Raw genomic sequence first — 24,102 nt, 5'->3', positions numbered from 1 at the left:
CGCTCAGGCCGCCCTCTTCCTGGCCCTACTTCTTAGTTGAGGGTGACTTCCTCGTATCGCTGCGCGACGGTTCGGCCAAATCGTCCGCCGCGCTGCTGCTGGGATGAGGCAGACTCCTCGTCCGTCTCTTCCTCTCCGGCCCGGCCGGTGCCGGTGTTCCAGCTCGTGAAGGTCTGCTTGAATTCCTTGATCTCGAATTCCTGGCTGTCCAGCAGGCCGGCAATGTCGCCGCCCTCTGCCTTCTGCACAGCCTTGGCCTTCGCGATCGTGTCGGAGATATCCTTCTGGTCCACCGGCAGGCGGAGCCGCAGGACGATTTCGTAACCGGCTTGTCTAGCCATCTGCTTTTTCCTTCAAGGTTAGTTTTTCTTGTTCTCGAAAGGGCAGGTGTTGCTGCACCAGCCCCTCCGTCTTCAGATCACGTCGCCTTCGGTTGTGTCCCCCAGGTCGTCCGTGGTCTGCTCAGTCGGCGCCTCGTCGTGCGCCTCTCTGAACTCTGCATCCTCGATTTCGCCGGTCTCGGGGTCGTGCGGGGTCTCTTGATTGAGAACTGCTGCCGCTGCCCCCTGGCGCTTTCGAGTGGGCCTTGCGGGCTGGGCGTCGGGTGCTTTGACCTCTTCCGCCTCACCCTCAAGGGTCGTTCCGCCGTCGTAGTCGTCGCTCTCGAAGATCCTGCGCAGGTCGGCGTCCATGGGTAGGTCTTTGGAATGGCGCCGCAGGCAGGTTTTCTTCATCATCTCTTCATAATCGGTCACCCAAGGCCCTGAATTAGCGGAGCGGGACCGGGCCCTAATCTTGTCGACCTGATCCCTCCGCATAACGCAGCGCGAAATGGAGCCATCACGAAGCCGAGCGATGCTATAAACAAGGACTGGTTTGCCTGGATCACGGTCATAGATCGGCTCATGCTTGATATACCCGTCGTCGCCGGCCTTCCAGACGAATCGTCCTTGAGCGATTTCTTCCTCATAAACAACCGTCTGGTCAAGTGTGCTGACTTCCCCAGTATTTCTAATTCTTTTTATAAGTCCATTGCGCATTGGGATATATTGGGCCGTTTTCACGTATTCCTCGACCCATTGGCCCCGTTCATTCTTCACCTTTTTCTTAGCGTTGAATGTAACAATTGCCGCCTCCCGGCCGTCAATGATCAGCCCGTCTTGCGCGGCTTTAGAAACGCAGTCCAAAACAGACTGAGGATCACAGTCCTTTAGTTCGGGCTGGCGCCGCATCGTGGCCCAGAAAGTATTAAGAAACCTTTCGCTGGGCAGATTGCGCGGCAAAAGCTCCGCAATAGACTTGGTTCGCCCCTCGATCGCGGCAACGACTTGGTTCTTCGGTTTGGCGGTGGTCAAAGCGGTTCCGGCCATAGGTATATCCTGTTCAATATGTGAGCGATGGGAAGGGTTATTCGGCGGCGTCGAGCTGCGGCTGAACGAAGCGGAACGCCCACTTGGGCAGGCGCATCTCCTGCACCGTGTCGGCATAGCCGGGCCAGGAATTGGTCTTGCGGCAGTCGGCGTAGATCTTGAGCGCCGCGCGGTAGATCTGGCGGCCCTCCTCGACGCTGTCCGGGTCGAGTTCGTAGACCGCGAACAGGTGAGGGGGGTCGCGCTCGACAACGACGAACACGAACCCGTCCACGTCGCCGCCGCCGGCCAGGCTCCAGCCGTCGGAATAGAACGGCTCCTGGACGTGATAGCCGAAATCGACCGCGCGGCGGATCCATTTGTCATGCGCGGCGCTGGTGGTGGTTTTTAAATCCCCGATCAGTTTGTGCTTGCGCGAATAGGCGTCGGGCCTCACGCGGCACAGCTCGCCGGTCTCCTCGTCGATCCAGTAGGCGGATTGCTCCAGATCGGCGTCGGTGGTCAGGGCGCGCAGGATCGGGTGCTTGGCCGCCTGGTCGCGCAGGCGCTCGACGGCGGCGTAATCGGAGGGTTTTAAAATCGTCTTGCCGTGCTGGGCGGCGTAGGCGGCGGCGTCCTTCCAGACATTGGTGTTGCGGCGCACGTCCGGGCCGCAGAAGAACTTCTCCTCGAACACTTCCGGTTCCAGGATGGCGGCGTGCGCGGCCGACCCGAAGTCCTTGGCGTCGTCGCTGGTGTCGGTCTGCTCCTGCAGGCCTGCATAGTAGTGCGCGGGCGTCTGGTTCCAGATCGTCCACAGGCCTGACTTCGAGATTCCGGGCCCGGAATGGTAGGCCTCGTTCGAGATGTCGTAAATTCCCGGCTGCATGTCAGTGGCCCTCCATCTCTTCAAGGGCGACCCGGGCCGCCGTGTCGAATTCCTTCTCGGCAACCTTTGAGGCAATCAGGTTCTCGCGGGTGCGGTCCTTGAAGTAGGCGGCCTGTGCCTGGCGCATGGCCACGCCCAAACGCACGGCCGCTTCAAGCCGTCCGGCGTCCCTTGCGTGCTTCGCTCCGCTTGTCTCAGTAATTCCCGGCTGCATTTTCAGCTCCATATTCATGCCAACATCACTCAAAATATCTATTGTTCGCCGCTTGTCAACGTGCTTAAATATGTTCGCTGAAATTTTGACCGGTGAGGTAATCCGAATGGCTGAATATCGAGAGACAAAAGCCCGGAAGTTATTCGAGCTGTTCGGAGGGGTGACAAAGCTCGCGACGGAATTGGGCGTCAGTAAGTCCGTCATATCGCGCTGGGACAGCGAGGCCTACCGAGGCAATCACGGGCACGTTCCCACGCATTACAACATCAAGATCATGGAGCGGGCGAAGGCGCTAGGGCTCGACATTCATGCGGTCTCGCAATGCCTCGACGAGCATATCTGCCCGTGCTGCAAGCGTCCGCTTGAACCGGGAATGACGATCGACAAGCGCTATCTGCGCACGGTTCTGGCGGGGATGGGGGCTTAAGCGTGGCTGTTCGTATTCTTGTTGGTGACGTGCGAGAACGTCTTAAGGACCTGCCCGACGAGTCCGTGCATTGCGTGGTGACATCGCCGCCATATTTTGGCCTGCGCGACTATGGCGTGGCTGGGCAGATTGGCCTTGAACCAACGCCGGCCGAGTTCGTCCAGACCATGGTTGATGTGTTCCGTGAAGTGCGGCGGGTGCTGCGGGCTGACGGGACGCTCTGGCTGAACCTCGGAGATAGCTACTGCAACACTGACAAGTGGGGCGGCGGCGGCAACGTTGGCAAGAACACGGTCGCGGCCGACGGCTCCGTTCCGTCGTGGGCTGTGCGCCGCAAGCGCCCGCATATGCCCGGCTTGAAGCCCAAGGATCTAATCGGCATCCCGTGGCGTGTCGCCTTCGCCCTGCAAGATGACGGGTGGTGGCTGCGCTCGTCGATCATTTGGCACAAGCCGAACCCGATGCCTGAGAGCGTCACGGACCGGCCGACGAGCGCGCATGAAAACATTTTCCTGCTGGCGAAGTCGGAACGGTACTACTACGACCACGCGTCGGTGAAAGAAGCCCGCGCCAGCGACGAGGATGCCAATGGCTTTCGCGGCGGGGCCTATGTTGGCGGGAACATCGACAACAACGCTACCGGCAAACGAACCGCCGTCGGCAACAAGCGGGTCATGCGCTCACGCGAGACGGAGTCCTCCGCGCGGCCGCCAGCGTCTCGGCCGCACAAAGGGCTCTCCGCCTTTGAGGCTGAGAACGGGCGTCAATATGGCTCTCGCAATCTGAGAAACGTCTGGACGGTCGCCACGCAGCCATTCAGTGAGGCGCACTTTGCAACCTTCCCGCCTTCCCTGATTGAGCCCTGCATCAAAGCCGGATGCCCGGCCGGCGGTACCGTGCTCGACCCCTTCGGCGGCGCCGGCACAACCGGGCTTGTGGCCGACCGCCTCGGGCGCAATGCCGTCCTGATCGAACTCAATCCCGACTATGCCGCCATGGCTCGCCGCAGGATCGAAGGTGACGCGGGTATGTTTGCGGGCGTTGCCCTGGAGTCCGCAGAATGACCATTCAACTGCGCCCCTTCCAGGAGGACATGATCGCCTCCATCCGCGCGGAACTGCGCCGGCATCAGTCGGTCCTGGCGCAACTGCCCACGGGTGGCGGCAAGACGGTTCTGTCCGCCTTCATGATGCGGTCGGCTCGATCCAAGGGCCTGCGCGCGTGGTTCGTGTGCAACCGGGATTTCCTGATCGATCAGACATCGCAGACGCTCGACAACGTGGGCGTCGATCATGCGTTCATCGCGGCGGGCTGGCCGTGGCATGCGGCGCATCCGACGCAGATCTGCAGCATCAACACGCTCGTCAAGCGCCTGCACCTGCTGACGCCTCCGGACCTGATCGTGTGGGACGAGGCGCATCACATCGCCGCCGGGTCGTGGGCCAAGGTGTTCGCGTGGGCGGCCAAGTCCAAGCACATTCTTCTGTCCGCCACGCCTGTGCGTCTCGACGGGCGCGGGCTGAACGATTACGCGGGCGCCATGGTGCGCGGGCCGGATCCTGCCTGGCTCATGGATCAGGGTTATCTCTCACGCTATCGCGCGTTCGCGCCGTCCATGCCGGATCTGTCAGGCGTCAAGTCCCGCATGGGCGACTATGCCAAGGGCGAGCTCGACGACGCCATGGACCGCAGCGCGATCATCGGGGACATGGTGAACCATTACCGGCATCTCGCGGCGGGCAAGCGCGCGGTTTATTTCGCGGTGTCGATCAAGCATTCGCAGCACATCGCGGATACGTTCAACGCCGCCGGGATTCCGGCCATGCATCTCGACGGCAATACGGGCCGGGCTGAACGGGCCATGGCGGCGCAGGCGCTTGCGCGCGGCGATCTCATGGTACTTAGCAACGTAGACTTATTTGGAGAGGGTTATGATCTCAGTGCACAAGCGGGCATGTCTGTCACGATCGAGGCTGTGGGTTTGGCCCGCCCTACACAATCCCTCGGGCTCCACCTGCAGCAGGTGGGCCGTGCGCTCCGTCCGAAGGGTGAACCGGCAATTATCCTCGACCACGCAGGCAACCTCCTACGGCACGGTCTCCCTGATGACGAGCGAGAGTGGAAGCTCGAAGGCATGGAGCGCAAGAGCAAGACGCAATCCGGCTCCGTGAAGCAATGCCCGTCGTGCTTCGGTGTGCATAAGGCGGGCCTGCCGAAATGCTCCTATTGCGGGCACGACTACCGGTCGGCCACGCCCCAGGCGCGCGAGGTCGAGCAGATCGACGGCGTGCTGGAAGAGGTCGATCCCGTGCGCTTACGCGAGGCCCGCAAGGCTGAAGAGAAAGAGGCCAAGACGGTGGAGGATCTGATCAGCCTGGGCAAGCGCCGGGGCTACAAGGATCCGGTCGGGTGGGCGGCCAACATGATGACGGTGCGCGCGAAGTACGCCAAGGGCCGGCAGGCTGCGGCGGCGCGGCGCATGGAGCACCAGGTGCAGACACAGAGGTGGTGGTGATGGCTACGATTGCAGAAGTCGATAAGGTGGTGGCGGCGATGTTCCAGGCTCTGGTAGCTGAGAAAGAGCGCTCCGGCTGGATCTATGTCGAAGAGGACGAGACCGACACGGAGAAAGAACGCGTTCAGATAGACGGGCATGTTGACCTGCGGAAACTGGCCGTCGCCGCTATAGAGGCGCTGCGCAATGGCTGAACGCGACGAACTCATCAACCCGATCCTCCTGCGCGCGTCCGAGATGGGCGCGCGGCTCTTCCGGCAGAACACGGGCATGGCCTGGGTCGGCAAGGTGATCCGCAACGGGCACCAGGTGGTCGTGACGGAAGCCCGGCCGTTTCATGCGGGCTTGTGCGTGGGCTCCTCGGACATTATCGGGATCACGCCCGTGCTGGTGACGCCGGACATGGTCGGCAAGACGGTCGGCGTGTTCACGGCCTACGAAGCGAAGACCGGCAAGCTCCAGGCGACCGCCGATCAGAAGCGGTTCATTGAGATGGTCCGCAAGCTAGGCGGCATTGCCAAGGTGGTGCGGTCGCCGGACGATATAGAGAGGGTGCCGTGAGAGCCGCGCGCAACCGTTCCTTTGAGCGCAACTGACGAAGCCCGAAGACAATCTTCCAGCAGTCCTACTTAGGAGAAAAGATACATGGCCTACACGAATTTGAGCATTAAGGACGACACCCACAGCCGTAAGGCTTGGACCCTCTTAGAGGCCGAAAAGAAGTTTTGGGAGGATGAGGCTCTTCGTCTCCAGATGAAGCTGGACAACATCCCCCGCGCTATCCGTGAGCATGGATATATCACCGTCCATGATGGGGGCGACGCTCTCATCCTTGTGCCGAAAGACGAGGGCAAAGACGAAGCCTAGACGGAAATTTAGTCCGCCATACTGGCGACCGTGCCCGCTGCACCGGGAACCGTCCAGACGAGCGTAGCCAAGCGCCCGTTCGCTCCCGGTACGGATCCGCCATGCTTGCAATTCAATGGCTTAGCAAGTGCCGAGCTGCGGCGTCGGGGCGTGGCGTGATTATCGGAACCCCAGAACGAACAAACCCGGCAGCGCGAGGCGTACCGGGCTTGTCTTGTTGGCATACCCTGACGGGAAATCAAGGATGTCACTACAATAGGGATTCCTCGTCCTCGGTCAAGACATCTTCGTGGTTAACGGTGTCTAAATCCTGCGGAAATTCGTAAGCCGGCAACAACATCTTGTGCGCGCGCAGCACCGTGTCGCGGTTCTCCTGCAACCACTTCAGCGTGGCGAGGATCGCGTGCCGGCGGCGGCGCCTGTGCGTGGCCTCGGCCGGGGTGATCTGGCCGTTGCCGATCCGACGCTGGAGGTCGAACTCGGTCTCGGCCACGATCCCGATCATCTCGGCGCATTGCTCGTCGATCGGCACCCGGTCGGCGCGGTGATCAATCGTCTGTCTGATTGGTGAGGGGATGGTCATTGCTTTGTTTTGGCGGAGCTGCAAAGCGCATCCAATGCGTGGGCCGTGTTGGGCCTGGCGCTGCTCCAGTAAGGGTTTCCCATCTCGGCAGGCCTTCAGGCGTGAAAAACTCCGCCTTCATTTGCCGGGGCTCAAACCATCGTGGCCCCCAGCCTATGATATATTCGTGCGTCGGCGCGGTCTCGATCGGTTGCCACTCGCTCATGTCTTATTCCTCCGTCTGGTCTGCGCGGACATAGAAATATTTCAACTGGCCCTTGTCGCGGCGGCGGGTGCGTTTCCAGCCGGTCGCCTGCAGGTGGTCGGCGATCCGGTTCATGGCCTTCTGGTTCTGCTGCGCGCGCGGCAGGGTGAGGGCGTGCATGATCTCTTCCATGCGGACCTGGGCGCGGTTGGTCACGAACTCGTCGATCGCGTCGGCCCACGGCTCCTGCTCCTGGCGCTTCTCCTGCTCGACGCGGGCGAGAACCTCCTCCTCGTCGGTGAGCCACCATTGCACGCCGCTCTTATAGAGGTGCACGGCCTCGGCCCAAATCTGCTCGCGGTCCTGCTCCAGGCGCTTGATGTCGATATCGCCCACGAACACGGGCCAAAAGCGGCGGTTCCCGGTGGCGTCCTTCAGGTATCCGGTCCCGCTGGGGTTCACGGTGCCCGCAAGAATCGAGGTGCGGGGGAAGTCCTCGGCGTGCTTGGAATAGGGCACGCGGATGTTGTCGACCTGGCGCGAGAGAAACGCCTTGATGGTCGAGGCCTCGCTGCGCCACATGGCGTCCAGTTCCGGGATCTCGGCGATCCACTTGCCGCGCATCTGCTGCACGGCGTTGGTCGATCCGATATCGTGCAGGCTGTCGGTGAAATAGTCGTGCCCGGTGATCGTCGCGAGGGTGCGAAGCGCGGTCGACTTGCCCTTGCCCTGACCGCCTTCGAGGATCAGCATGGTGTCGACCTTGCAGCCCGGCTCGTACACACGGGCCACGGCGGCGATGAGCCAGCGCATGCCGAAGGCGCGGTTGACCTTGGTGGCGCGGGCGCCAAGGTATTCGGTGAGCCAGGGATCGAGGTTGGCCTCGCCCTGGACCCGGGCGGTGCCGTCCCAGGCGAGTCCGTCGAGGTAGTCGCGCACCGGGTTGATCCGGCTCGCCTTGGCGGCGGTGAGCATGGCCTTGCCGCACTCGTCCTCCTTCGGCTGCAGGCCCACGGCGCGCGAGAACCAGGCGGAGGCGAGGCGGGCGTCGTCGTCGTCGAACTTCCTCGGCTCCCAGGCCTCGGTGCCGGCGATCCACGGCGGGCGCTGCATCAGCATCATGCGGCCGGAAAAGTCGTCCCAGGCCAGAACGCCGATCATCTGCGGGTGATAGCGCGAGGCGGCAATGTAGTTGTGCAGCGATTTCTTGCGCGGGTTGCCCTTGTCGTCCATCTCGAAACGCGACAGCAGGGGAATGTCCACGGTGTCGTCGATCGCGAGCGCGGTCGAGTACCGCTTGATCGCTGGCACTTCGCCCGGCTCGACGATCCGTTCCGGCTGCGGCGCGCGGGCCTGCATGGCCGCAGGCTGCGCCTGCCCGCCGGGGAGAACGCGCATCTGCGGGCGCGATGGGGGAACTGGGGAGGGAGGGGCGACAACCTCCCCGGTATCCGCGCCCTTTTGTTTGGGGGCGGGCGCGGATTCTTTCAGCGAGCGTTTGCGCTCGGCAATGTCGTCCAAGGTCCAGACGCGGGCGCGGTCCTTGGCGTAGGCGAGGATCTCCTTGGTGCCCCAGCCGTCCTTCTGGTGTGCGTCGGCAATGTCCCAGCCTTTCGGCTTGGTCTCGTCGCGGCCGATCACCTTCACGGTCTTGGTGCCCGCATGGAGCAGGATCTCGACGAGACCGGGTTTCCAATCGTCCGCCTTCCAGAATCCCAGCGTCGTGCGCTCGCCCTCGTCGTCGTTGTCCATCCAGACCACGACGTTGCGGCCCTTGGCCGGGCTCCAGTCGCTGCGGGCATAGGCCTTGCCGCCGCCCTGCCACGAGACCGAAACCATCTGCGGGATCAGTTCGGCCGCCACGTCGGCGCATTTCTCGCCCTCGGTGACGAGCCATTGCATGGACGGGTGCGCGGCGGTGTCCTCGAGGCGGTACAGCGGGCGCGGCTCGGGCATCGGGTGATGCGTCCAGCCCGTAAAATCGTCTTTCTGTGCCCACAGAATTAAGGGCGTGATCTTGTGGCCCGGATCGATATCGACGCGCAGGACGTAGCCGATCAGCGATCCGTCTGCGGCACGGTAGGGATGAACGAGGGCCGGGGTGTAGGTGACGAACTTGGGCCCGGTGCCGTCCTCGCGCTTCGGGTTGCGGAGCTGCGGCGTGCGCTTGCCTGCTTCCATCGCGGGCGCATCGGCCGGCGGCGAGAGAACGGAGAACCCGGCGTAGGGGTCGAAGGTCTCGGCGGCGGGCTTGGGCTCGGGTCTGTTGCGCGTCGGCGCCTCGCGGGTGCCGCCCAGGATCTCGCAAGCCTCGGGGAATTCCACGCCGTCATACTGCTGCACGAAGTCGATCACGTTGCCGAACGATCCGCAGCCGAAGCAATGGAATTTCTCGAAGCCTTCCCGCGATCGGAACACCGTGAATGACGGTGTGTCCTCGGTGTGGAGCGGACAGCAGGCTTTAAACTCCCGTCCGTCTTTTTCCAGCCCGATACCGCGTTTCATCAGGTATCCGGACAGAGGATTATCGCGTTTGATTTGTTCGGTGTCGAATTTCTCGGCCATAATTGCCGCGCCCTTATGATTTCCCGTCGCCGTGCCAAGGCGAATATTTAGACCATATTTGTGGAGTAATCCGCAAGGATTATTAGGCCGCAAATATGCGTTTGTTTATGTCGCCAATCCTGTGGATTGCGGGCGTAATGCTGGGAGCAGGGGTTGCTATGGGGGCGCATGCGGCCGTCCAGCCGCGTCTGTTCTGATCCATGATGTCCCGTCCTTTCACCGCCGCGAGGGTATGCCGGCCCTCGCAGCAGCGTCGTATTGCCGCGCTTATGCTGCGCTCAAGTTTGAAGATTCGCAAGCCGGGCTGTTATCCTGCCCGTCTGCCGCTTTCCGGCGCCGCGTTTCCCATGATCGTCTGACCCGCAGCCAGGTCGACCGCGGGTACTTTTCGCCCTCGCGTTCGGGCCATAGACGACCGCGGCGGATGTCCTTGATCGTGGACAGGCTGACGCCATAGCGCGCTGCAAGGTCCGTGTAGCGGTCGCCGCTGGCCCGGATCTCGCGCACCTTCTGCCAGTCGAGCCTGGCCCGGTGGTTGTTCGCGCCGGATTGCCCGCGTCCGACCTCCTTGCCCTGGCGCTTGCGGTTCAGCCGGGACGTGCAGCGGTCGCGGATCTTCGCGATCTCTGGTGGCAGATCGTGCCATTTCGCCAGGAACGCATTGGCGCCGATCAGGTGCTCGTGCCGATCGACGAGGGCCTTTTCCTCGGGCTTGAGCATGTCGCGCCAGTTGAGGCCGTCCGGTGATCGGGTCGGGCGCGGCGCGTATTTCTTGGGCTTGTGCATCACTCCCCTTCTCCTTCCTGTGCGGAGAGAGCGGAGCGGGCACGATCAAGGATCGCGAGTTCATCAGGAGGCGATTTCTCAGGGCCGTATGCGCTTGCCAGCATGTACGTCTCCTCCAGTGCTTTGCGGAGAGAGACGCAGTGAGCCTCAAGCCGCTCGCATTCTTTCGATAGCGAGGCGATCATGATGCGCTGTTCGGCGTTCTCCGCAGTCAGAGACTTGACCTGCTGTGAGAGGGTGGTGAGGGCTGCTTTGGCGTCCTCATAGAGCGGCGATCCAATCTGAATGTCGCTGTTCTCAAAGGCCCAATCGAACATGCGCTCAAGAGCCTTGAGGGCTCCCTCTACCTCCCCCTCTGTGAAGAGGGGAGGGGGAAGGGGCGTCTCGGCGTTGCCGACCGCGCTGGCATGCTGCGCACTCAGCCCGCTCTCGCGGTCTTCGCTCTGCGAGTGCTCATCGCTGACTCGGGGGCGCGTCGTGATGAAACGGTGAACGGCAATTGCGATAAGGTCGTCTATGTCGCCGCTGAACCATGCATTCCGCGCTTCACAGATCACGGTGCTGAGTTCGTTTACGGTGGGCGGCGCAACATAGCGGCGTGCCTCCGACTGCCCTTGATCTTTCCCAAGCGAAGCGGAGGGCACAAAATCCCTCTCTCCCCTATTATTAGTCATGGGAGGACTCCTTCCGCTGATAAGGCAGCAGCCCCAGGCTCTTGGCGCGCAGGTAGGCCATCTGCGATGTGACACCGAACAGTGCTGCGCAGCGCCGGATTGCCGCGACATCAACAAAAGTGATTTGCGGGTCTTTGAAGTCTTCCCGTGCCTCGGCCTCAATGCGTTCCAACTTGGCGAGATCTTCGGCTAAGCGCAGTTCGTCAAGCATGGTCGCCCTCCCTCTTGTTGGAGGGGAGGGGGCGGCGGCAATCATGGCGCGGTAGCATTCACGAGAAGCCTCTCCTCCGATTGGCTTGCCGTACTTCTTGTACGACCAATCGCGAGCTGCGTTCTGCATCTCCTCAGTCGGCTCTCTCGGCACCATTACCATCTCTCCTGATGGCTGGAGAGCGGCGATGATCGTGTCTAGGTTGTTGACGAGTTCGCAAACCAGATCGAGGTTGTTCTTGCCGTTGCGGTCAGGCTCAAGCCGACCGAAGAGGTTCAGCCCGTGGGCGTACATGGGAATACCGTTCCACTCGCCCATCTGATCGACGCGGCCAGCATAAACGGTTGCCACGCCGTCCCCGTCATCTTCCCAAGACCACGTTCCCTTTGTGGCCTTCTCTCTCAACTCAATCAGTCTTGTTCTCAAATCGGTCATGTGTTCTGGCCTTTCTAAATTGCCGCCAGCAGCAGGCCCGCAATCAGCATGCAGGCCGCGAGGCGCTTGATGTGGCAGGGTCGGATCACAGCAGCGAGCTCCATCCGATCAGGAACGCGCCGCCGACCACGATGGACAGGGCGGCCACGAACTCGGCGGCCTGGTCGAACCGTTTCATGCGGGTGCTCATCAATGGGCACTCCTGCGGCCGAACGGGCTCACGGTCTGGCGGGCCACGACGGGGCCGAATTCGTGCTCGACCTGGGCCTGCAGGTTCGCGACGATCGCCTCCTGTAGTGCGATCTTGCGTTGCATCTCGGGGAGCTTCATCACTCCGTCCATGACGCGGCGGGGGTAGACCCAGCGGCGCCATTGCAATTCCTCGCGGGCCTCGGCCAGGAGGTCGGTGGTGGTGGGCTCAGTCATGGCTGTTCCTCCTGGCGCTCTCGTCGGACAGGTCGCGCGCCCATTCGCTGGCGCTCTCGTAGGCCTCGGCCTTGGTGGTGAACGGTCCGATGGGGCCGTGTTCCTCGCCGGTCGGGCTGTAGAGCAGGGCGTAAAACCCTGCTCGCGTTTCGACGTCGTTCTCGTGACCGGGCGCAACCCGGTAGGTGCTGATGCTGTAGCGGGTGCGGTTCACGATTGGGCCTCATAGATCCGGCGGTTGTGCTCGCGGGTTCTCTGGCGCTGGCGCTCCATGCGGCGGTACTCGTCCGCCATCACGAGCAGGGCCTCGTCGGTGAATGCGCCCTCGATCCCCAGCTTGCGGATCACATGGGCCAGGATACCATCGTCGTTGTGCGGGTAGATCCCGCGCCATTCGTTGATCACTTCCAGATCCTGCGCGCGTTCGCGGGCGTCGATATCGAGGATGCGCTGCAGTGCCGGCAGCAGGGCTTCGCCAACTGTCTGGGCCATCGCCTTACTCCGCCGCTTCGAGGAGCTGCACGCGCAGGGCGTAGCGGGTCGCGCTGTCGGCCTTGCGGTAGCGGATCTCGGCCACGGCGCTGGCGGCATCCCGCGCCCACGTCGCGGCGCGGCCGGTCCGGAGGATGGAATTCAGCTTCACATAGAGCCGACGCTTTGTCTGAACTTTTGTCATCACGTTTTCCCGTCGTGAGTGGTGTAACCAACGGGAATAAATTTAGGCGAAACGTTCGCCATATGTCAACGCATATTACGCAAAATATGTTGGCGAAAATGTCGAGACCATGCGGGCATGAAAAACCCCGCTCGCTGGCGGGGCTGGGGTTAGATGATGTCTTCGCTGCCGTCGGTGGGGGGCGGGCTGGGATCGAGGGGGCGGTGCAGGGCGGCCTTGGCCAGGACCCTGATCAAGTGCCCTGTCGAGTTCGACCCATCGATTCCCCATTCGCGCGCCAGATCCTGAAGGTCAAGCCGATTCCCGGCAATGGCGGCCAAGGCGTCATACATCATCTGTACACGTTCGGCGGGGAGATCGCGCACATCCGGAGGGGTGCCGGAGAGAAGCCGGCGAACCTGCCGCGACGCCTCCCGCTCCTTGTGCCGTTGAATGATCCGGGAAATGCGGGTCACGCTGACACCGTACATATCGGAGAGAGATTGGAGCGTCGCTCCCTCTGCTCTGGCGCGCACAATGGCCGCGTTTCGGTCTTCCTGCTCCTCATAGGGGTGGTCGTTCATGGGCCTGTTCCTCCTGTTTAACTACTTTAACCACGTTAGATGTTGAATTTGCCAACACTACTTCAACCCCATTTGATAGGCAAGGCTGTTCCTGCCCAAAACGGGACTCAATCAGTCTAGGAACAGAAAAACCCTTGGGATATCAAACGGTTGGGAATTTTCTGTTCTGGGTCTCGGTAAGAGTGGGAACAGAAGTAGGAACAGAAAATCATAATAAAACTCAATAGCTTAGCTCTTATATATACTACTGTTCCCCCATTCCCCCTTAGATAGTAAGAGTTATAGGTATTATACAGAATATAAGCCTATATAGTAATACTATACCGATTAGGGGGTTAAATGGTATATATAGGGAAAAGGGCCGGAACAGGGGGAACAGGGAACAGGGAACAGCAGCCTCGGCCAGATGGCCTAGACCGAAGGCTCTAGAAGCGTGGCCGTTGACATATGGCGAACGATAAATGCCTGTGACTTAAGTAGAATTTCGGATGCGGCATGACGGCATTGTGAGCCGCCTGGGCTTTATTCCCACCGGAATCCATGTAATATCCGGCGCGCAGATTTGCTGATCTGCTTTTTCCTTCTGCCCGGTTCATTTCCTCCCGAACCGGAACTTACAGCGGCCCACTATGGAGCCGCTTTTTTTTTGAAATATGCCGTGGTAGTTTGCAGGACCTTTTTCTGCGGAACAAAAGCGTGCCCATTCTCGACAATCCAAGACATGAACGCTTCGCCCAAGCCCTCGCCAAGGGCCTCCCGGCCTCACGCGCCTATGTCGAGGCTGGCTATGCGGAGAACGATTCCAACTCGGCCAGGCTGAGCGGGAATGAACGGGTAAGGGCCAGGGTGCTCGAACTCCAGCAGCAGGCGGCCAAGAAAACCGTCGTGACCGTGGAGAGCATCACGGACGAGCTGAACGAGGCCATGGAATTCGCCCGGACCTGCATGGCGCCGGCCGCCTTCGTCTCCGCCATCATGGGCAAGGCAAAACTGAACGGGCTTCTGGTCGACAAAACGGAGGTATCCGGATCCCTCGACATAGGTACCGCTTTACAGGCAGCCCGGAGGAGAGCTAGAATGCGTAATACGTCGGAAGATATGTCCGGCGATACTGACGGGGAAAATCAGTCGTGAATTTTTCGGATCACGATCGGCATACGCCGAACAAATTGAACAATCAGGCCATTCGCCGGATCCGCGAGGCCTGGGCCAACGGTGCCAACATCAACGACCTTGCGGGCGAGTACGGCGTGAGCCGTCCGGCGATCTACTATCATGTCCAGGATGTCGAGCGGAAAGTGCCCGTGCGCATGGGGTGCCCTCCCTACTTCGACCATGCCAAGGCGCTGGAGCTGCGCCTGCAGGGGATCCCGCTCGGGGTCGTGGCCTACCGCATGGGCGTGACCCGTCAAAGCGTCTGGCGCGTGACCAAGGATGCTCTCCGGGCGCAGGCAAGGGAGATGCGCCATGCAGCCTGAGTTCCTGCTCGAGGTGTTCTTCTGGGTCGCGGTCTTTCTGTGGCCGCTCTCCCTGATCTGGTACGGGCGCATGAACTACCGTCACGGGATCTGGGACGGGAGCAGCAACCAGTTCCTGCCGCATGTCCGCAAGGAGATCGAGTGGTATCGCGGGCACCCTCTCACCGAGAGCGAGATCGCGCGACTGATGGATTTTCACCATGACGCCTGAGTTCCGCGTGGTCTCGATCTGCTTCGAGACGCACGACCTGCTGGTGGAAACGCCCGACGCGTTCCTGATGGTCGACATCGCCGGCTATGAGAACGCGAGCGGCGGCACCGTCCTGCCTGAGATGGCGCAGCAGGCGGCGGCGTTCGTGCGGTTCCAGTTGTACGAGCAGGAATGGACCGTGCCGCTGGGCTCGAACGTGTCCGACGCGGCGCTGCTCCGTCCCGACCATCGCGCCGGGACCGAAAAGGCGGTGCTGCAGTGAGCGACTGGGCGAGTCAGGGCGTCTACAGCGCCGCTGAGATTCGCAGGCGCCCGTTCCCGATCCGCTTCCTGCGGTCCTATCGGCTGTGGCGCACGTTCCTGCCGGTCTGGACATCCCTGCTCAATGCCTGGGTGGTGGCGCGATCATGAGAACCGACCCCATCAACCCGCGCCATATCGGCAAGCACGCCGTTGCTGCTGTCGAATACCTGGCGCAGCTCGGGCTGACGGGGATCCTGACCAAAACCAAACACTTGCGCCTCGAGTGGCGGCACAACGGGCGTATCTACCATATCGGCCTGCCGTGCACGCCTCGCGACGAGGACGCAGCGGCCAACCAGGCCAGGCAGAAGATCAGGCAAGAGATTAGGAGGGCCTACACATGACGGACCATAAGCCGATGCCGGTATCCGGCTACAAGCCGCAGAAGCAAGCGGCCATTGACTTGGCGAATGAGGGCAAGGCGCTGGAGGAACGGGTGTTGCGCTATCTCGACAGGCTTCAGCGCATACCGCCCGCGGCCACGAGTGAGGCGGTGGATATCGACCAACGTATGGTCGCGCTCGGCCGTACGAACATCCAGCAGGGCTTCATGTGGGCGATCCGCTCCATCTTCCAGCCCGGTCGCGTCTCCCTGCCTGAAGACAAGTAGCACCAGGAAATCCGGAGGGCATACGGATGACGGACAGGGAACAGGCGCGGGTTGACCATGTGGCGCGGGCGATCATTCAAAGCCTCGGCGGCATCGTACTGTCTGAGCAGGAATGGCTGGAAGCCACGACCATGGAGGAGGAGGCGGACTTCATCGAAGCCTGCCGGGTCGCTGCGCGCGTGGCGATTGCGGCGGCCGATCAGGTCGTGGGGCCAGTATCGTGATGCGGCCATTCCATGCTAAGACGCTCTTCCTGCAATGGGAGGGGCGTCATGGCCGAGTGGATCGGGTTCGCGGTGTATGTGGCTCTCGGGCTGGCGTTCTGGCTGTACGAGCATCGGCGGTTGAAGCGGGTGCTCGGGGATGACTACATCAGAGCTCGACGCCGCCCTCGTTGAAGACTTCGCGGAACTCTACGACGACCCGCTCGGCTATGTCATGTATGCCTTCCCGTGGGGTGAAGGCGAACTGGCGGACTATGACGGGCCCGACCAATGGCAGGCCGGATTCCTGAAGGAGCTCGGGCAGGAGATCCGGGCGCGCGGCTTCGATGGCGTCACCCCGGTTGAGCCGATCCGGTTCTCCACGGCCTCGGGCCACGGCATCGGCAAGTCGGCCCTGTCCTCGTTCCTCGGCTGCTTCGTGCTCGACACGCGGCCACACTCCAAGGGGATCTGGACGGCCAACACGGCGCCGCAGCTCCAGACCAAGACCTGGGCCGAATTCGCCAAGTGGCGCAAGCGGTCCATCGCCGCCCATTGGTGGGACGTGTCCACCTCCAAGGGCAACCTGCGCTGCACCCACAAGCAGCACCCGGAGACCTGGCGCATTGATGCCATGGCGTGGCTCGAGCACAACGCGGAGGCCTTCGCCGGTCTGCACAATGCGGGCTCGACGCCGTGGTATCTGTTCGACGAGGCCAGCGCGATCCCCCGGGCGATCTTCGAGGTGGCGGAAGGCGGCCTGACGGACGGCGAGCCGATGCAGTTCCTCTTCGGCAACCCGACCAAGAACACGGGCTTTTTCTACGAGACCTTCCACAAGCTGCGGCACCGCTTCAAGACGTTCCAGATCGACAGCCGCACGGCCAAGATGACGAACAAGAAGACGCTGCAGGCCTGGATCGACGACTACGGCCTCGACAGCGATTTCGTAAAGGTCCGCATCCTCGGCCAGTTCCCCAGCCAGTCGTCGAACCAGTTCATTGCGCGCGACGTGGTGAAGGCGGCGCAAAAGCGTGAAGTCGTGTATACGGCGACCGATCCGATCATCATGGCGGTGGACGTGGCCCGGTTCGGTGACGACAAGTCGGTGATCCGCATCCGCCGCGGCCGGGACGCGAAGTCGATCAAGCCGGTGAAGTTCGTCAAGCTGGACACCATGCAGATTGCGGCCAAGGCTTTTGAGCTCGGGCGCGAGCACATGGTCGATGCCCTGATCGTCGACGGCGTGGGCGTGGGCGGCGGCGTGGTCGATCGTATCCGGCAACTCGACCCGCACAACTCCCTCAACCTGATCGAGTTCAACGGCGGCTCCTCCGTGCCGGTGATGGACGGGGCCTATCACGACTGGAACGCCTACGCCTGGGGCAAGATGCGCGAGGGCCTGCAATCGGGCCTCGCCATCGACGACGACCCGGAACTCGAAAGCGACCTGACGGCGCGCGAATACTCATTCGACGCCAAGAACGCCATTGTCCTGGAAAGCAAGAAGCTCATGAAGGAGAGGGGCGAGGCCTCCCCGGACAATGCCGACGCGCTGGCCATGACCTACGCGATCCCGGTCGGGCCCAGAGACCCGGCCAAAACTCGCCGTGAATTCGCGGGAATATCTAGTGACATAAACGCAACCGTTGACTATGATCCGATGCGAAATTTGCGCTAGGATATGTCAGATGTGTTTTTCGACGCCAAAGATGACACCGCCGAAGCTGCCCAGCGCCGCCCCTGAACCGGCCAAGTTCAACGATGCGGATGTCAGCCGCGTCCGCGACGACGCCGCGCGCCGGGCTCGGGCCTCTTCCGGTGCCGCCTCGACGATCCGGGCGGAGCCTTCGGTGTCGGCGGGAACCTCCCTCTATGGCGGCGCGAAAACGCTCCTGGGACAGTAGCCCATGGCAACGCTCGGGGATAAGCCCAAGCCGCTCCTAAAGCCTCGGTTCGTGTTGACCGACCGGCCGAAAGAACCGTTCGCCAAGCGGCTCGCCATGCTGCGGCAGGAGCGGGATTACCACGTTGAGGACTGGAAAGAGATTTCGACCTACATCCGGCCTCGGCGCGGGTTGTTCACGCGCGAGGAACAGCGCAAGCGCCGGTCGCAGAATGCGCTGTTGCAGAACGAGGCCATGTTCGCCAGCCGCACCTGCGGCAACGGCATGATGAGCGGCATCTCTTCTCAGGCCCGCCCATGGTTCCGGTTGACGACGCCCGATCCGGCCCTGGCCGAATTCTCAAGCGTCAAGCAATGGCTCTATGAAGTCACGAGCCTGTTCCGCTACATCCTGTCCGTCTCGAACTTCTACGCCTCGCGCAAGCAGGTTTATCCGGACGTGGCCGATTTCGGAACGGCCGTCACGATCATCGATCCCGACTATGACGATGTTGTGCGGTTCACCGTTATCCCGCCGGGTCAGTATTGCCTCGCGACTGACCACAAGGACCGGGTGAATACGCTCTACCGCGAATTCTCCATGACCGTGTTTCAGGTGGTGGAGCGGTTCGGCCTGGAAAACTGCTCGTCCTACGTGCGCGACCGCTACGACCGCGGCGCCTACGACGAACTGGTCGATATCGTCCATGTGATCGAGCCGAACATGCAGCAGGTGCGCGGGCTGAAGGGTCCGCTCGGCATGCCGTATGTGTGCGTCTATTACGAGGTCAACAGTTCCGCCGACAAGCTCCTGTCGTTCAAGGGCTACCCGATCTGGCCTGTCGCCTCACCGCGCTGGGATGTTCAGTCCGGTGAGGTGTACGGCACGGGCTGCGGCTTCATGGCCCTGCCGGACGCCAAGGGCGTGCAGGTGTTGGAGCGGCGCAAGGCGCAGGCGATCGACAAGCTGGTGACGCCTCCGACGCAGGCACCGGCGGGTGTTGCAGCCGGCAACGTCAACCATCTGCCGGGTGGGACCACGATCCTGCCGCAGGTCACGGCGCAAGGCGGGCCGGCGATCCGTCCGATCTACGAGCAGTCGGCGCAGGGCATCACGGCCGTGCGCGGCGAGATCGACGGCCACACCGACCGCATTCACCGGGCCTACTTCTCCGACCTTTTTCTCATGCTGGCCCAGTCCGACCGCCGCGAGATCACGGCGCGCGAGATCGACGAGCGGCATGAAGAGAAGCTGCTGCAGCTCGGCCCGGTGCTGGAGAGCGTGCACGGCGAAGATCTGAACATCGTCATCGACAACCTGTTCCACTGGTGCGCGGAAGCCAAGATTCTGCCGCCGCCGCCAAAGGAGGTTCAGGGCGTCGAGCTCAAGGTGGAGTTCATCTCCATCCTGGCGCAGGCCCAGAAAGCCGTCGCTGTCGGTGGTATCGAACGCCTGGTCGGGTTCGTCGGCAATCTCGCGGCCGCGCGTCCGGATGTTCTGGATAAGGTCGATTTCGATCAGGCCATTGACGAGTATTCGGATTCACTCGGCACGCCTCCGGCCCTCGTGCGCTCCGACGATGCGGTGAAGGAGATCCGCGCCGCCAACGCCGCCGCCGCCCAACAGGCGCAGGCCGCTGCCGCCATGCCGGCCGCCGCGCAGTCCGCCAAGGTGCTGTCGGAAGCGCGCACCTCTGACGGCGGTTCCATCCTCGATCAGGTCTTGGGCATCAACCAATGAGCCAACTTGACGAGTTCAACCGGAAACTGGCCGCCGAACAGGAAGCCCGCGACCGTGAGGACCTGCGCAAGGTGATCGGCACGGCGGAAGGCCGCCGCTTCATCTGGTCGATCCTCTCCTCGTCCCAGGTCTATGGCCGCGCCTTCACGGGCGACCCGCTCACCACGGCGCACAACGAGGGGCGGCGCTGGGTCGGGATTGAACTTCTGGAGCGCATCGAGACGGACGTGCCGGGCTCCTACCTCGCCATGCTGCGCGAGGCTCTCGACGAACAGACGGCAATTGAATCGAGCCGCAAGCTCCTGGCCGAACAGGACGCCAAGGCGGACGAACAAGGAGGACGATGATGTTTATGAAGTGGATGCAGTTGCGGGCTTTGCTCGAAGCGGAGGGCGTGGATGGGGGCGGTTCTGGTGACGGCGCAGCTGCGGCTGGCGCTGATGCTGGCGGCAATGCTGCCGGCGCTGGAGGTGCAGCAGGTGACGCGCCCAAGGTCGCGGTCGACGGCACCGTGCCGGGAGCAGGCGAAAGCGGTTCAGGCGAAGGTGCACCGCCGTCAGGGCAAGCCGATCCGGCCGCAGAGGGCGGTGCTGAAAAGAAGGCTGGCGAGGGCGAGGTAAAGGACGGCGAGAAGAAGGACGACGAGGCGTTCGCCTTCAAGCCCGAGGATTACGCGTTCAAGCTGCCCGATGGGGCGGAGGCCGATCCGGCGCAGGCGGAGCAGTTCACAGCGTTCGCGCTGGAGAACAAGGTGCCGCCGGAGCTGGCGCAGAAGCTGGTCGATTTTCATGCGGACGTGATGCAGCGGCAGGTCAAGGCCTGGACCGATCAGGTCACGGCCTGGGGCGAAGAGACGAAGAACGATCCCGAATATGGCGGGGCCAATTACGATCAGAATATGGCGGTTGCCAATCGGGCGCTGGCGGAATTCGGCGGACCCAAGCTCGGGGAGGCGGCGCGTCAGTTCGGCTGGGGTAACCATCCCGAGTTCGTGCGGTTCATGGTCAATGTCGGCAAGGCGCTCGGCACCGCCACCACGGAACGCGGCGGCAACTCAAATGTGGGAAACCAATTAAGCCGCGCTGAAATCCTTTACGGGGATGCAAAATAAGGTTAAACATTTCAACGCCCATATTCGGCGTCATATGATCCGCCGATTTGTTAGTGTAGGAGTACCCAAATGGCACTGATCGGAACCCAGGTTCTGACATTGGCGGATCTCAAGGCGCGGTTCGGCGCTGACGGAAAAGTCGAAAGCACCATCATCGAGACGCTGAACCAGGCGAACGAAGTCCTTGACGACATGATGTTCAAGGAGGCCAACGGCGGCATCGTCCACAAGACGGTTATTCGCACCGGCCTTCCGTCCGTCGCATGGCGCATGCTCAACTACGGCGTGCCGAAGTCCAAGAGCCAGACCGCGCCCGTGCAGGATACGGTCGGCATGCTCGAGGCCTACGCCGAGGTCGACAAGTCGCTGGCCGATATGTCCGGCAACGTCGCCGCCTTCCGCGATTCCGAGGCGCAGCCCTTCCTGGAGAGCATGTCACAGGCTGCGGCCACGACACTCTGGTACGGCAACACCGACGTGAACCCGGAGCGTTATCTCGGCCTTGCTCCGCGCTTCTCCAAGATCTCCACGGACGCCACGCAATCGGGATCCAACATCGTCGATGCGGGCGGCACGGGCGCCACCAACACGTCGCTGTGGCTCGTCGTGTGGGGCGATCAGTCCGTGCACGGCATCTATCCCAAGGGCTCGAAGGCCGGTCTTTCGCGCAACGACAAGGGCCAGGTGACGCTGCAGGACGCCAGCGGCAACAACTACGAAGGCTATCGCGATCACTTCAAGTGGGATCTCGGCCTGACCGTCCGCGACTGGCGCTATGCGGTGCGTATCGCCAACATCGACGTGGGGCTGGCCCGCACGGACATGACCTATCTCAAGGGCCTGCTGAACTACATCATCGACGCCGAGGAGCGCGTCTACCGCATCCCCGGCACGGCGACCGAGGCCGGCATGCCGCGCGCGGCCTGGTACGGCAACCGCACCGTTCGCGCTCTGCTCCGTCGCGCCCAGCAGGAGAAGATCGCCAACAACATCACGACGGAAACGATCTACGGCAAGCCGGTGACTGCCATCAACGGCATTCCTCTCCGTCTGGCCGATACGCTCCTCAACACTGAGGCGCGCGTCGTCTGATAACAGCGGGGCCGGTTCGCCGGCCTCTCCCGTTCTCCTGGATCGGTGAGGTTTTGAAATGATCCTTGATAAGCAGCTTGAATTCTCGAACGCGCAGGCGATCACCGTCACTGCGCCGTCCACCAATGTCGTCGATCTCGGGCCCAAGAACGGCCGCGGCATGTCTGGCTCCGGCCATCTGCCGATCGAGTTCACGGTCGGCACCACGTTCGCCGCTGCGGGTGCCGCAACGCTCACGATCCAGATCCGCACCTCGGATTCCGCGGACATGAGCGGCGCGACCGTCATCGAGCAGTCGCAGGACATCGCCGTGGCCGATCTCGCGGCCGGCAAGGACGTGGCCTATTACCCGACGCTGCCGGTGAACACCAAGCGGTATGTCGACATCAATTATGTCGTCGCCACGGGCCCGTTCACGGCCGGCACTATCTCGGCTCGCGGCGCTGCCGCCCAGCAGATCGGCGGCTAACAGGCCGCCTTTGCACAAGGGGACAGTCACAAGGAGCCGATAAATGGCACGTAAACCACAAGACACCACGCGCGACGACGTGAACGAGGGCGACGTGCGCGCCTCCGTTGCGGACGATCCGACGCCGCGTCCCTCCAACCCGCAGACCTATGACGGCGGCGACGTGCTGCCGGCCGATGCGGGGATCTCGGGCAACTCGACCGTGGACAACACGGCCAAGGGTGCGCCTGAGCCTGCTCCGATCTTCGCTCCCGCTCCTCCCGCCATGGTGAAGGTGGAGCCCGCGAAGCACGAGCAGCTCAAGGGCGCCAAGATCCGCCTCACGGAAAAGGCCTATATCGGTGACGTGCTCTATGACGCGGGCGCGGTGATCGAGGACTATTCGGGCCCCAAGGGCCCGCACATGGAAGTTCTGAAATAAGCGCCGTTTCAAGTCTCGCGTAGGCGCGAAGCAACGGGGGGCCTCGCGCTCCCCGTTCTCATATCAAGGGGTCATCATGGCGTCCGTCGATGTCGATATCTGCAACCTGGCGCTGGGGATCATAGGCGACAAGCGCATCCAGTCGATGACGGAACGCTCGACGGAAGCGACCGAGTGCAACCGCTTCTATGCGCAGGCGCTCGACGAATCTCTCGAGGCCTTCGACTGGCCGTTCGCCCGCACCTATGCGCGCGGCGTGTCTCCCGATGGCGTCGACATCGTGCCGGGCTATTCTTATGCCTATGCGGTGCCGTCCGATGCGATTGCGGTGCGCGGTATCGCGCGCGACCTGAAAAGCGAGGTCTCGCCGGAATTCACGATCTCGGTCGTGACGACGGATAACGGGGATTCCCTGCGGCTCATCCACACCGACAAGTCCGGCGGCGTGGTCGTCTACACCCGCCGCGAAACCTCAGTGCCGTCCTTCTCGCCGCTGTTCGTGGCGGCCGTCGCGGCGAAGCTCGCGCAGTATCTCGCCATGCCGCTGACCAAGAGCGAAAGCAAGCGCGACAAGGCGGAAAAGCTGTTCGAGAAGACGATCGAGCAGGCGGCCGTGAGCGTCGGCAATCAGGGCCGTGCGGCGCTTACCGCCGATGTCGCGCCCGACTGGGTCCAGGCGAGAGGGTAGCGCATGAGCCTCGTGAAAAACTCTCAGGCCTCGTTTACGGCGGGCGAGCTCGCGCCCTCGCTGCATGCGCGCGTCGATCTCGCCAAATACCGCACGGGCGTGAAGACGCTGAAAAACTGGCTGATCCATCCGCATGGCGGCGTCTCGAACCGGCCGGGTCTGGCCTATGTCGGCACGGTCGGCAACGAGGCGCAGCGCCCGCGGCTGGTCCCGTTCCAGGCGTCGAGCAACGATTCCTACATCCTCGAATTCGGGCATCTGTACATGCGGGTCTACCGCAACGGCGCGCTGGTGGCCTACACCTCCGGCGCCAATGCGGGCAATCCCTTCGAGCTTGCGCTGCCCTATTCGGCAAGCGCGCTGCAGGGGCTGGTCATCGAGCAGTCGAACGACGTTCTGACCATCACGCACGAACTCTATGCCCCGCGGGAAATCGCGCGCTACAATCACGACGACTGGCGCGTGACGGTGCTCACCTTCGCGGCACCCACGGGCGGGCCTTCGATCACGAGCGTGGTGCCGGGCA

General features: G+C 62.5%; 37 protein-coding genes and 1 pseudogene. 24 read left to right on the top strand and 14 right to left on the bottom strand.

The window, feature by feature from the left end; genetic code table 11:
* Positions 1-32: 32 nt before the first annotated feature.
* The 4 genes from ACUXUR_RS24950 to ACUXUR_RS24935 all read right to left on the bottom strand — a co-directional run bounded on the left by ACUXUR_RS24950 (position 33) and on the right by ACUXUR_RS24935 (position 2,452).
* On the bottom strand, positions 33-341 hold the full coding sequence (locus ACUXUR_RS24950; RefSeq protein WP_445505047.1) for a hypothetical protein: 309 nt from the start codon (positions 339-341) through the stop codon (positions 33-35).
* Positions 342-413: 72 nt separating this feature from the next.
* Entirely contained in the window at positions 414-1,370 is a 957-nt protein-coding gene (locus ACUXUR_RS24945; protein ID WP_445505046.1) for a recombinase RecT, read from the bottom strand.
* A gap of 37 nt (positions 1,371-1,407) precedes the next feature.
* Positions 1,408-2,238 (bottom strand): PD-(D/E)XK nuclease-like domain-containing protein, encoded by an 831-nt coding sequence (locus tag ACUXUR_RS24940; RefSeq protein WP_445505045.1) that lies wholly within the window; start codon positions 2,236-2,238, stop codon positions 1,408-1,410.
* Position 2,239: 1 nt separating this feature from the next.
* Positions 2,240-2,452 carry a hypothetical protein gene (locus ACUXUR_RS24935; RefSeq protein WP_445505044.1) on the bottom strand — a complete coding sequence of 71 codons (213 nt, stop codon included), beginning with the start codon at positions 2,450-2,452 and terminating at the stop codon, positions 2,240-2,242.
* 106 nt (positions 2,453-2,558) lie between these two features.
* Here ACUXUR_RS24935 and ACUXUR_RS24930 point away from each other — a divergent pair, with 106 nt between their 5' ends.
* The 6 genes from ACUXUR_RS24930 to ACUXUR_RS24905 all read left to right on the top strand — a co-directional run bounded on the left by ACUXUR_RS24930 (position 2,559) and on the right by ACUXUR_RS24905 (position 6,261).
* On the top strand, positions 2,559-2,879 hold the full coding sequence (locus tag ACUXUR_RS24930) for a hypothetical protein (RefSeq protein WP_445505043.1): 321 nt from the start codon (positions 2,559-2,561) through the stop codon (positions 2,877-2,879).
* A 2-nt stretch (positions 2,880-2,881) separates the two neighbouring features.
* Entirely contained in the window at positions 2,882-3,943 is a 1,062-nt protein-coding gene (locus tag ACUXUR_RS24925; protein ID WP_445505042.1) for a DNA-methyltransferase, read from the top strand.
* The gene (locus ACUXUR_RS24920; RefSeq protein ID WP_445505041.1) at positions 3,940-5,394 is read left to right on the top strand and encodes a DEAD/DEAH box helicase; all 1,455 of its coding nucleotides are present in this window, start codon (positions 3,940-3,942) and stop codon (positions 5,392-5,394) included. The genes ACUXUR_RS24925 and ACUXUR_RS24920 overlap by 4 nt, the downstream gene beginning before the upstream one ends.
* Positions 5,394-5,588 carry a hypothetical protein gene (locus tag ACUXUR_RS24915; protein ID WP_445505040.1) on the top strand — a complete coding sequence of 65 codons (195 nt, stop codon included), beginning with the start codon at positions 5,394-5,396 and terminating at the stop codon, positions 5,586-5,588. Before ACUXUR_RS24920 ends, ACUXUR_RS24915 begins: the two co-directional genes overlap by 1 nt.
* The gene (locus ACUXUR_RS24910) at positions 5,581-5,955 is read left to right on the top strand and encodes a hypothetical protein (RefSeq protein WP_445505039.1); all 375 of its coding nucleotides are present in this window, start codon (positions 5,581-5,583) and stop codon (positions 5,953-5,955) included. The genes ACUXUR_RS24915 and ACUXUR_RS24910 overlap by 8 nt, the downstream gene beginning before the upstream one ends.
* A gap of 84 nt (positions 5,956-6,039) precedes the next feature.
* Positions 6,040-6,261 carry a hypothetical protein gene (locus ACUXUR_RS24905; protein WP_445505038.1) on the top strand — a complete coding sequence of 74 codons (222 nt, stop codon included), beginning with the start codon at positions 6,040-6,042 and terminating at the stop codon, positions 6,259-6,261.
* 250 nt (positions 6,262-6,511) lie between these two features.
* Here ACUXUR_RS24905 and ACUXUR_RS24900 read toward each other — a convergent pair whose 3' ends face one another.
* From ACUXUR_RS24900 to ACUXUR_RS24855, 10 genes are all read right to left on the bottom strand, one after another.
* The gene (locus ACUXUR_RS24900) at positions 6,512-6,844 is read right to left on the bottom strand and encodes a hypothetical protein (protein ID WP_445505037.1); all 333 of its coding nucleotides are present in this window, start codon (positions 6,842-6,844) and stop codon (positions 6,512-6,514) included.
* Positions 6,845-7,052: 208 nt separating this feature from the next.
* Positions 7,053-9,593 (bottom strand): virulence-associated E family protein, encoded by a 2,541-nt coding sequence (locus ACUXUR_RS24895; RefSeq protein ID WP_445505036.1) that lies wholly within the window; start codon positions 9,591-9,593, stop codon positions 7,053-7,055.
* Positions 9,594-9,860: 267 nt separating this feature from the next.
* Complete coding sequence (locus ACUXUR_RS24890) at positions 9,861-10,382, bottom strand: hypothetical protein (protein WP_445505035.1); 522 nt, start codon at positions 10,380-10,382, stop codon at positions 9,861-9,863.
* Complete coding sequence (locus tag ACUXUR_RS24885; RefSeq protein WP_445505034.1) at positions 10,379-11,053, bottom strand: hypothetical protein; 675 nt, start codon at positions 11,051-11,053, stop codon at positions 10,379-10,381. The genes ACUXUR_RS24890 and ACUXUR_RS24885 overlap by 4 nt, the downstream gene beginning before the upstream one ends.
* Positions 11,046-11,699 (bottom strand): hypothetical protein, encoded by a 654-nt coding sequence (locus ACUXUR_RS24880; RefSeq protein ID WP_445505033.1) that lies wholly within the window; start codon positions 11,697-11,699, stop codon positions 11,046-11,048. Before ACUXUR_RS24880 ends, ACUXUR_RS24885 begins: the two co-directional genes overlap by 8 nt.
* A 189-nt stretch (positions 11,700-11,888) precedes the next feature.
* Entirely contained in the window at positions 11,889-12,125 is a 237-nt protein-coding gene (locus tag ACUXUR_RS24875; RefSeq protein WP_445505032.1) for a hypothetical protein, read from the bottom strand.
* The gene (locus ACUXUR_RS24870; protein WP_445505031.1) at positions 12,118-12,339 is read right to left on the bottom strand and encodes a hypothetical protein; all 222 of its coding nucleotides are present in this window, start codon (positions 12,337-12,339) and stop codon (positions 12,118-12,120) included. Before ACUXUR_RS24870 ends, ACUXUR_RS24875 begins: the two co-directional genes overlap by 8 nt.
* Positions 12,336-12,617 (bottom strand): hypothetical protein, encoded by a 282-nt coding sequence (locus ACUXUR_RS24865; RefSeq protein WP_445505030.1) that lies wholly within the window; start codon positions 12,615-12,617, stop codon positions 12,336-12,338. The genes ACUXUR_RS24870 and ACUXUR_RS24865 overlap by 4 nt, the downstream gene beginning before the upstream one ends.
* A gap of 4 nt (positions 12,618-12,621) precedes the next feature.
* Positions 12,622-12,801, bottom strand: coding sequence for a hypothetical protein (locus ACUXUR_RS24860; RefSeq protein WP_445505029.1), 180 nt, complete (start codon positions 12,799-12,801; stop codon positions 12,622-12,624).
* 149 nt (positions 12,802-12,950) lie between these two features.
* On the bottom strand, positions 12,951-13,364 hold the full coding sequence (locus ACUXUR_RS24855; protein ID WP_445505028.1) for a helix-turn-helix domain-containing protein: 414 nt from the start codon (positions 13,362-13,364) through the stop codon (positions 12,951-12,953).
* A gap of 696 nt (positions 13,365-14,060) precedes the next feature.
* On the opposite strand from ACUXUR_RS24855, the gene ACUXUR_RS24850 reads away from it, so the two are divergent.
* The 18 genes and pseudogenes from ACUXUR_RS24850 to ACUXUR_RS24765 all read left to right on the top strand — a co-directional run.
* Positions 14,061-14,498 carry a terminase small subunit gene (locus ACUXUR_RS24850; RefSeq protein WP_445505027.1) on the top strand — a complete coding sequence of 146 codons (438 nt, stop codon included), beginning with the start codon at positions 14,061-14,063 and terminating at the stop codon, positions 14,496-14,498.
* A complete protein-coding gene (locus ACUXUR_RS24845) occupies positions 14,495-14,842 on the top strand; it encodes a hypothetical protein (RefSeq protein WP_445505026.1) in 348 nt (115 codons plus the stop codon). Before ACUXUR_RS24850 ends, ACUXUR_RS24845 begins: the two co-directional genes overlap by 4 nt.
* A complete protein-coding gene (locus ACUXUR_RS24840; RefSeq protein ID WP_445505025.1) occupies positions 14,832-15,053 on the top strand; it encodes a hypothetical protein in 222 nt (73 codons plus the stop codon). Before ACUXUR_RS24845 ends, ACUXUR_RS24840 begins: the two co-directional genes overlap by 11 nt.
* Positions 15,043-15,315 (top strand): hypothetical protein, encoded by a 273-nt coding sequence (locus ACUXUR_RS24835; RefSeq protein WP_445505024.1) that lies wholly within the window; start codon positions 15,043-15,045, stop codon positions 15,313-15,315. The genes ACUXUR_RS24840 and ACUXUR_RS24835 overlap by 11 nt, the downstream gene beginning before the upstream one ends.
* Complete coding sequence (locus ACUXUR_RS24830) at positions 15,312-15,464, top strand: hypothetical protein (RefSeq protein WP_445505023.1); 153 nt, start codon at positions 15,312-15,314, stop codon at positions 15,462-15,464. The genes ACUXUR_RS24835 and ACUXUR_RS24830 overlap by 4 nt, the downstream gene beginning before the upstream one ends.
* Positions 15,461-15,700 (top strand): hypothetical protein, encoded by a 240-nt coding sequence (locus tag ACUXUR_RS24825; RefSeq protein WP_445505022.1) that lies wholly within the window; start codon positions 15,461-15,463, stop codon positions 15,698-15,700. Before ACUXUR_RS24830 ends, ACUXUR_RS24825 begins: the two co-directional genes overlap by 4 nt.
* Positions 15,697-15,966: an Acb2/Tad1 domain-containing protein gene (locus ACUXUR_RS24820; RefSeq protein WP_445505021.1), complete on the top strand. Its 270-nt coding sequence runs from the start codon at positions 15,697-15,699 to the stop codon at positions 15,964-15,966. Before ACUXUR_RS24825 ends, ACUXUR_RS24820 begins: the two co-directional genes overlap by 4 nt.
* Positions 15,967-15,992: 26 nt before the next feature.
* Positions 15,993-16,190: a hypothetical protein gene (locus ACUXUR_RS24815; protein WP_445505020.1), complete on the top strand. Its 198-nt coding sequence runs from the start codon at positions 15,993-15,995 to the stop codon at positions 16,188-16,190.
* A gap of 139 nt (positions 16,191-16,329) precedes the next feature.
* Positions 16,330-17,850 (top strand): terminase, encoded by a 1,521-nt coding sequence (locus ACUXUR_RS24810; protein ID WP_445505019.1) that lies wholly within the window; start codon positions 16,330-16,332, stop codon positions 17,848-17,850.
* A 10-nt stretch (positions 17,851-17,860) separates the two neighbouring features.
* Positions 17,861-18,076: a hypothetical protein gene (locus ACUXUR_RS24805; RefSeq protein WP_445505018.1), complete on the top strand. Its 216-nt coding sequence runs from the start codon at positions 17,861-17,863 to the stop codon at positions 18,074-18,076.
* Between the two features lie 3 nt (positions 18,077-18,079).
* Complete coding sequence (locus ACUXUR_RS24800; protein WP_445505017.1) at positions 18,080-19,795, top strand: portal protein; 1,716 nt, start codon at positions 18,080-18,082, stop codon at positions 19,793-19,795.
* Positions 19,792-20,142, top strand: a complete 351-nt coding sequence (locus ACUXUR_RS24795; RefSeq protein WP_445505016.1) for a Bbp19 family protein — start codon at positions 19,792-19,794, stop codon at positions 20,140-20,142. Before ACUXUR_RS24800 ends, ACUXUR_RS24795 begins: the two co-directional genes overlap by 4 nt.
* Complete coding sequence (locus ACUXUR_RS24790) at positions 20,139-20,906, top strand: hypothetical protein (protein WP_445505015.1); 768 nt, start codon at positions 20,139-20,141, stop codon at positions 20,904-20,906. The genes ACUXUR_RS24795 and ACUXUR_RS24790 overlap by 4 nt, the downstream gene beginning before the upstream one ends.
* Before the next feature lie 69 nt (positions 20,907-20,975).
* Complete coding sequence (locus tag ACUXUR_RS24785) at positions 20,976-21,998, top strand: major capsid protein (protein WP_445505014.1); 1,023 nt, start codon at positions 20,976-20,978, stop codon at positions 21,996-21,998.
* A gap of 58 nt (positions 21,999-22,056) precedes the next feature.
* A complete protein-coding gene (locus ACUXUR_RS24780; protein WP_445505013.1) occupies positions 22,057-22,467 on the top strand; it encodes a Bbp16 family capsid cement protein in 411 nt (136 codons plus the stop codon).
* A gap of 43 nt (positions 22,468-22,510) precedes the next feature.
* Entirely contained in the window at positions 22,511-22,888 is a 378-nt protein-coding gene (locus ACUXUR_RS24775; RefSeq protein WP_445505012.1) for a hypothetical protein, read from the top strand.
* A 76-nt stretch (positions 22,889-22,964) separates the two neighbouring features.
* The gene (locus ACUXUR_RS24770) at positions 22,965-23,576 is read left to right on the top strand and encodes a phage connector family protein (protein ID WP_445505011.1); all 612 of its coding nucleotides are present in this window, start codon (positions 22,965-22,967) and stop codon (positions 23,574-23,576) included.
* A gap of 3 nt (positions 23,577-23,579) precedes the next feature.
* Positions 23,580-24,102: pseudogene (locus ACUXUR_RS24765) on the top strand (hypothetical protein); the annotation flags it as partial.

It is taken from the genome of Microvirga medicaginis (genome assembly GCF_052658925.1).
The sequence above is the reverse complement of the archived record's forward strand: the minus strand, read 5'-3'. Positions and strand labels throughout refer to the sequence as shown.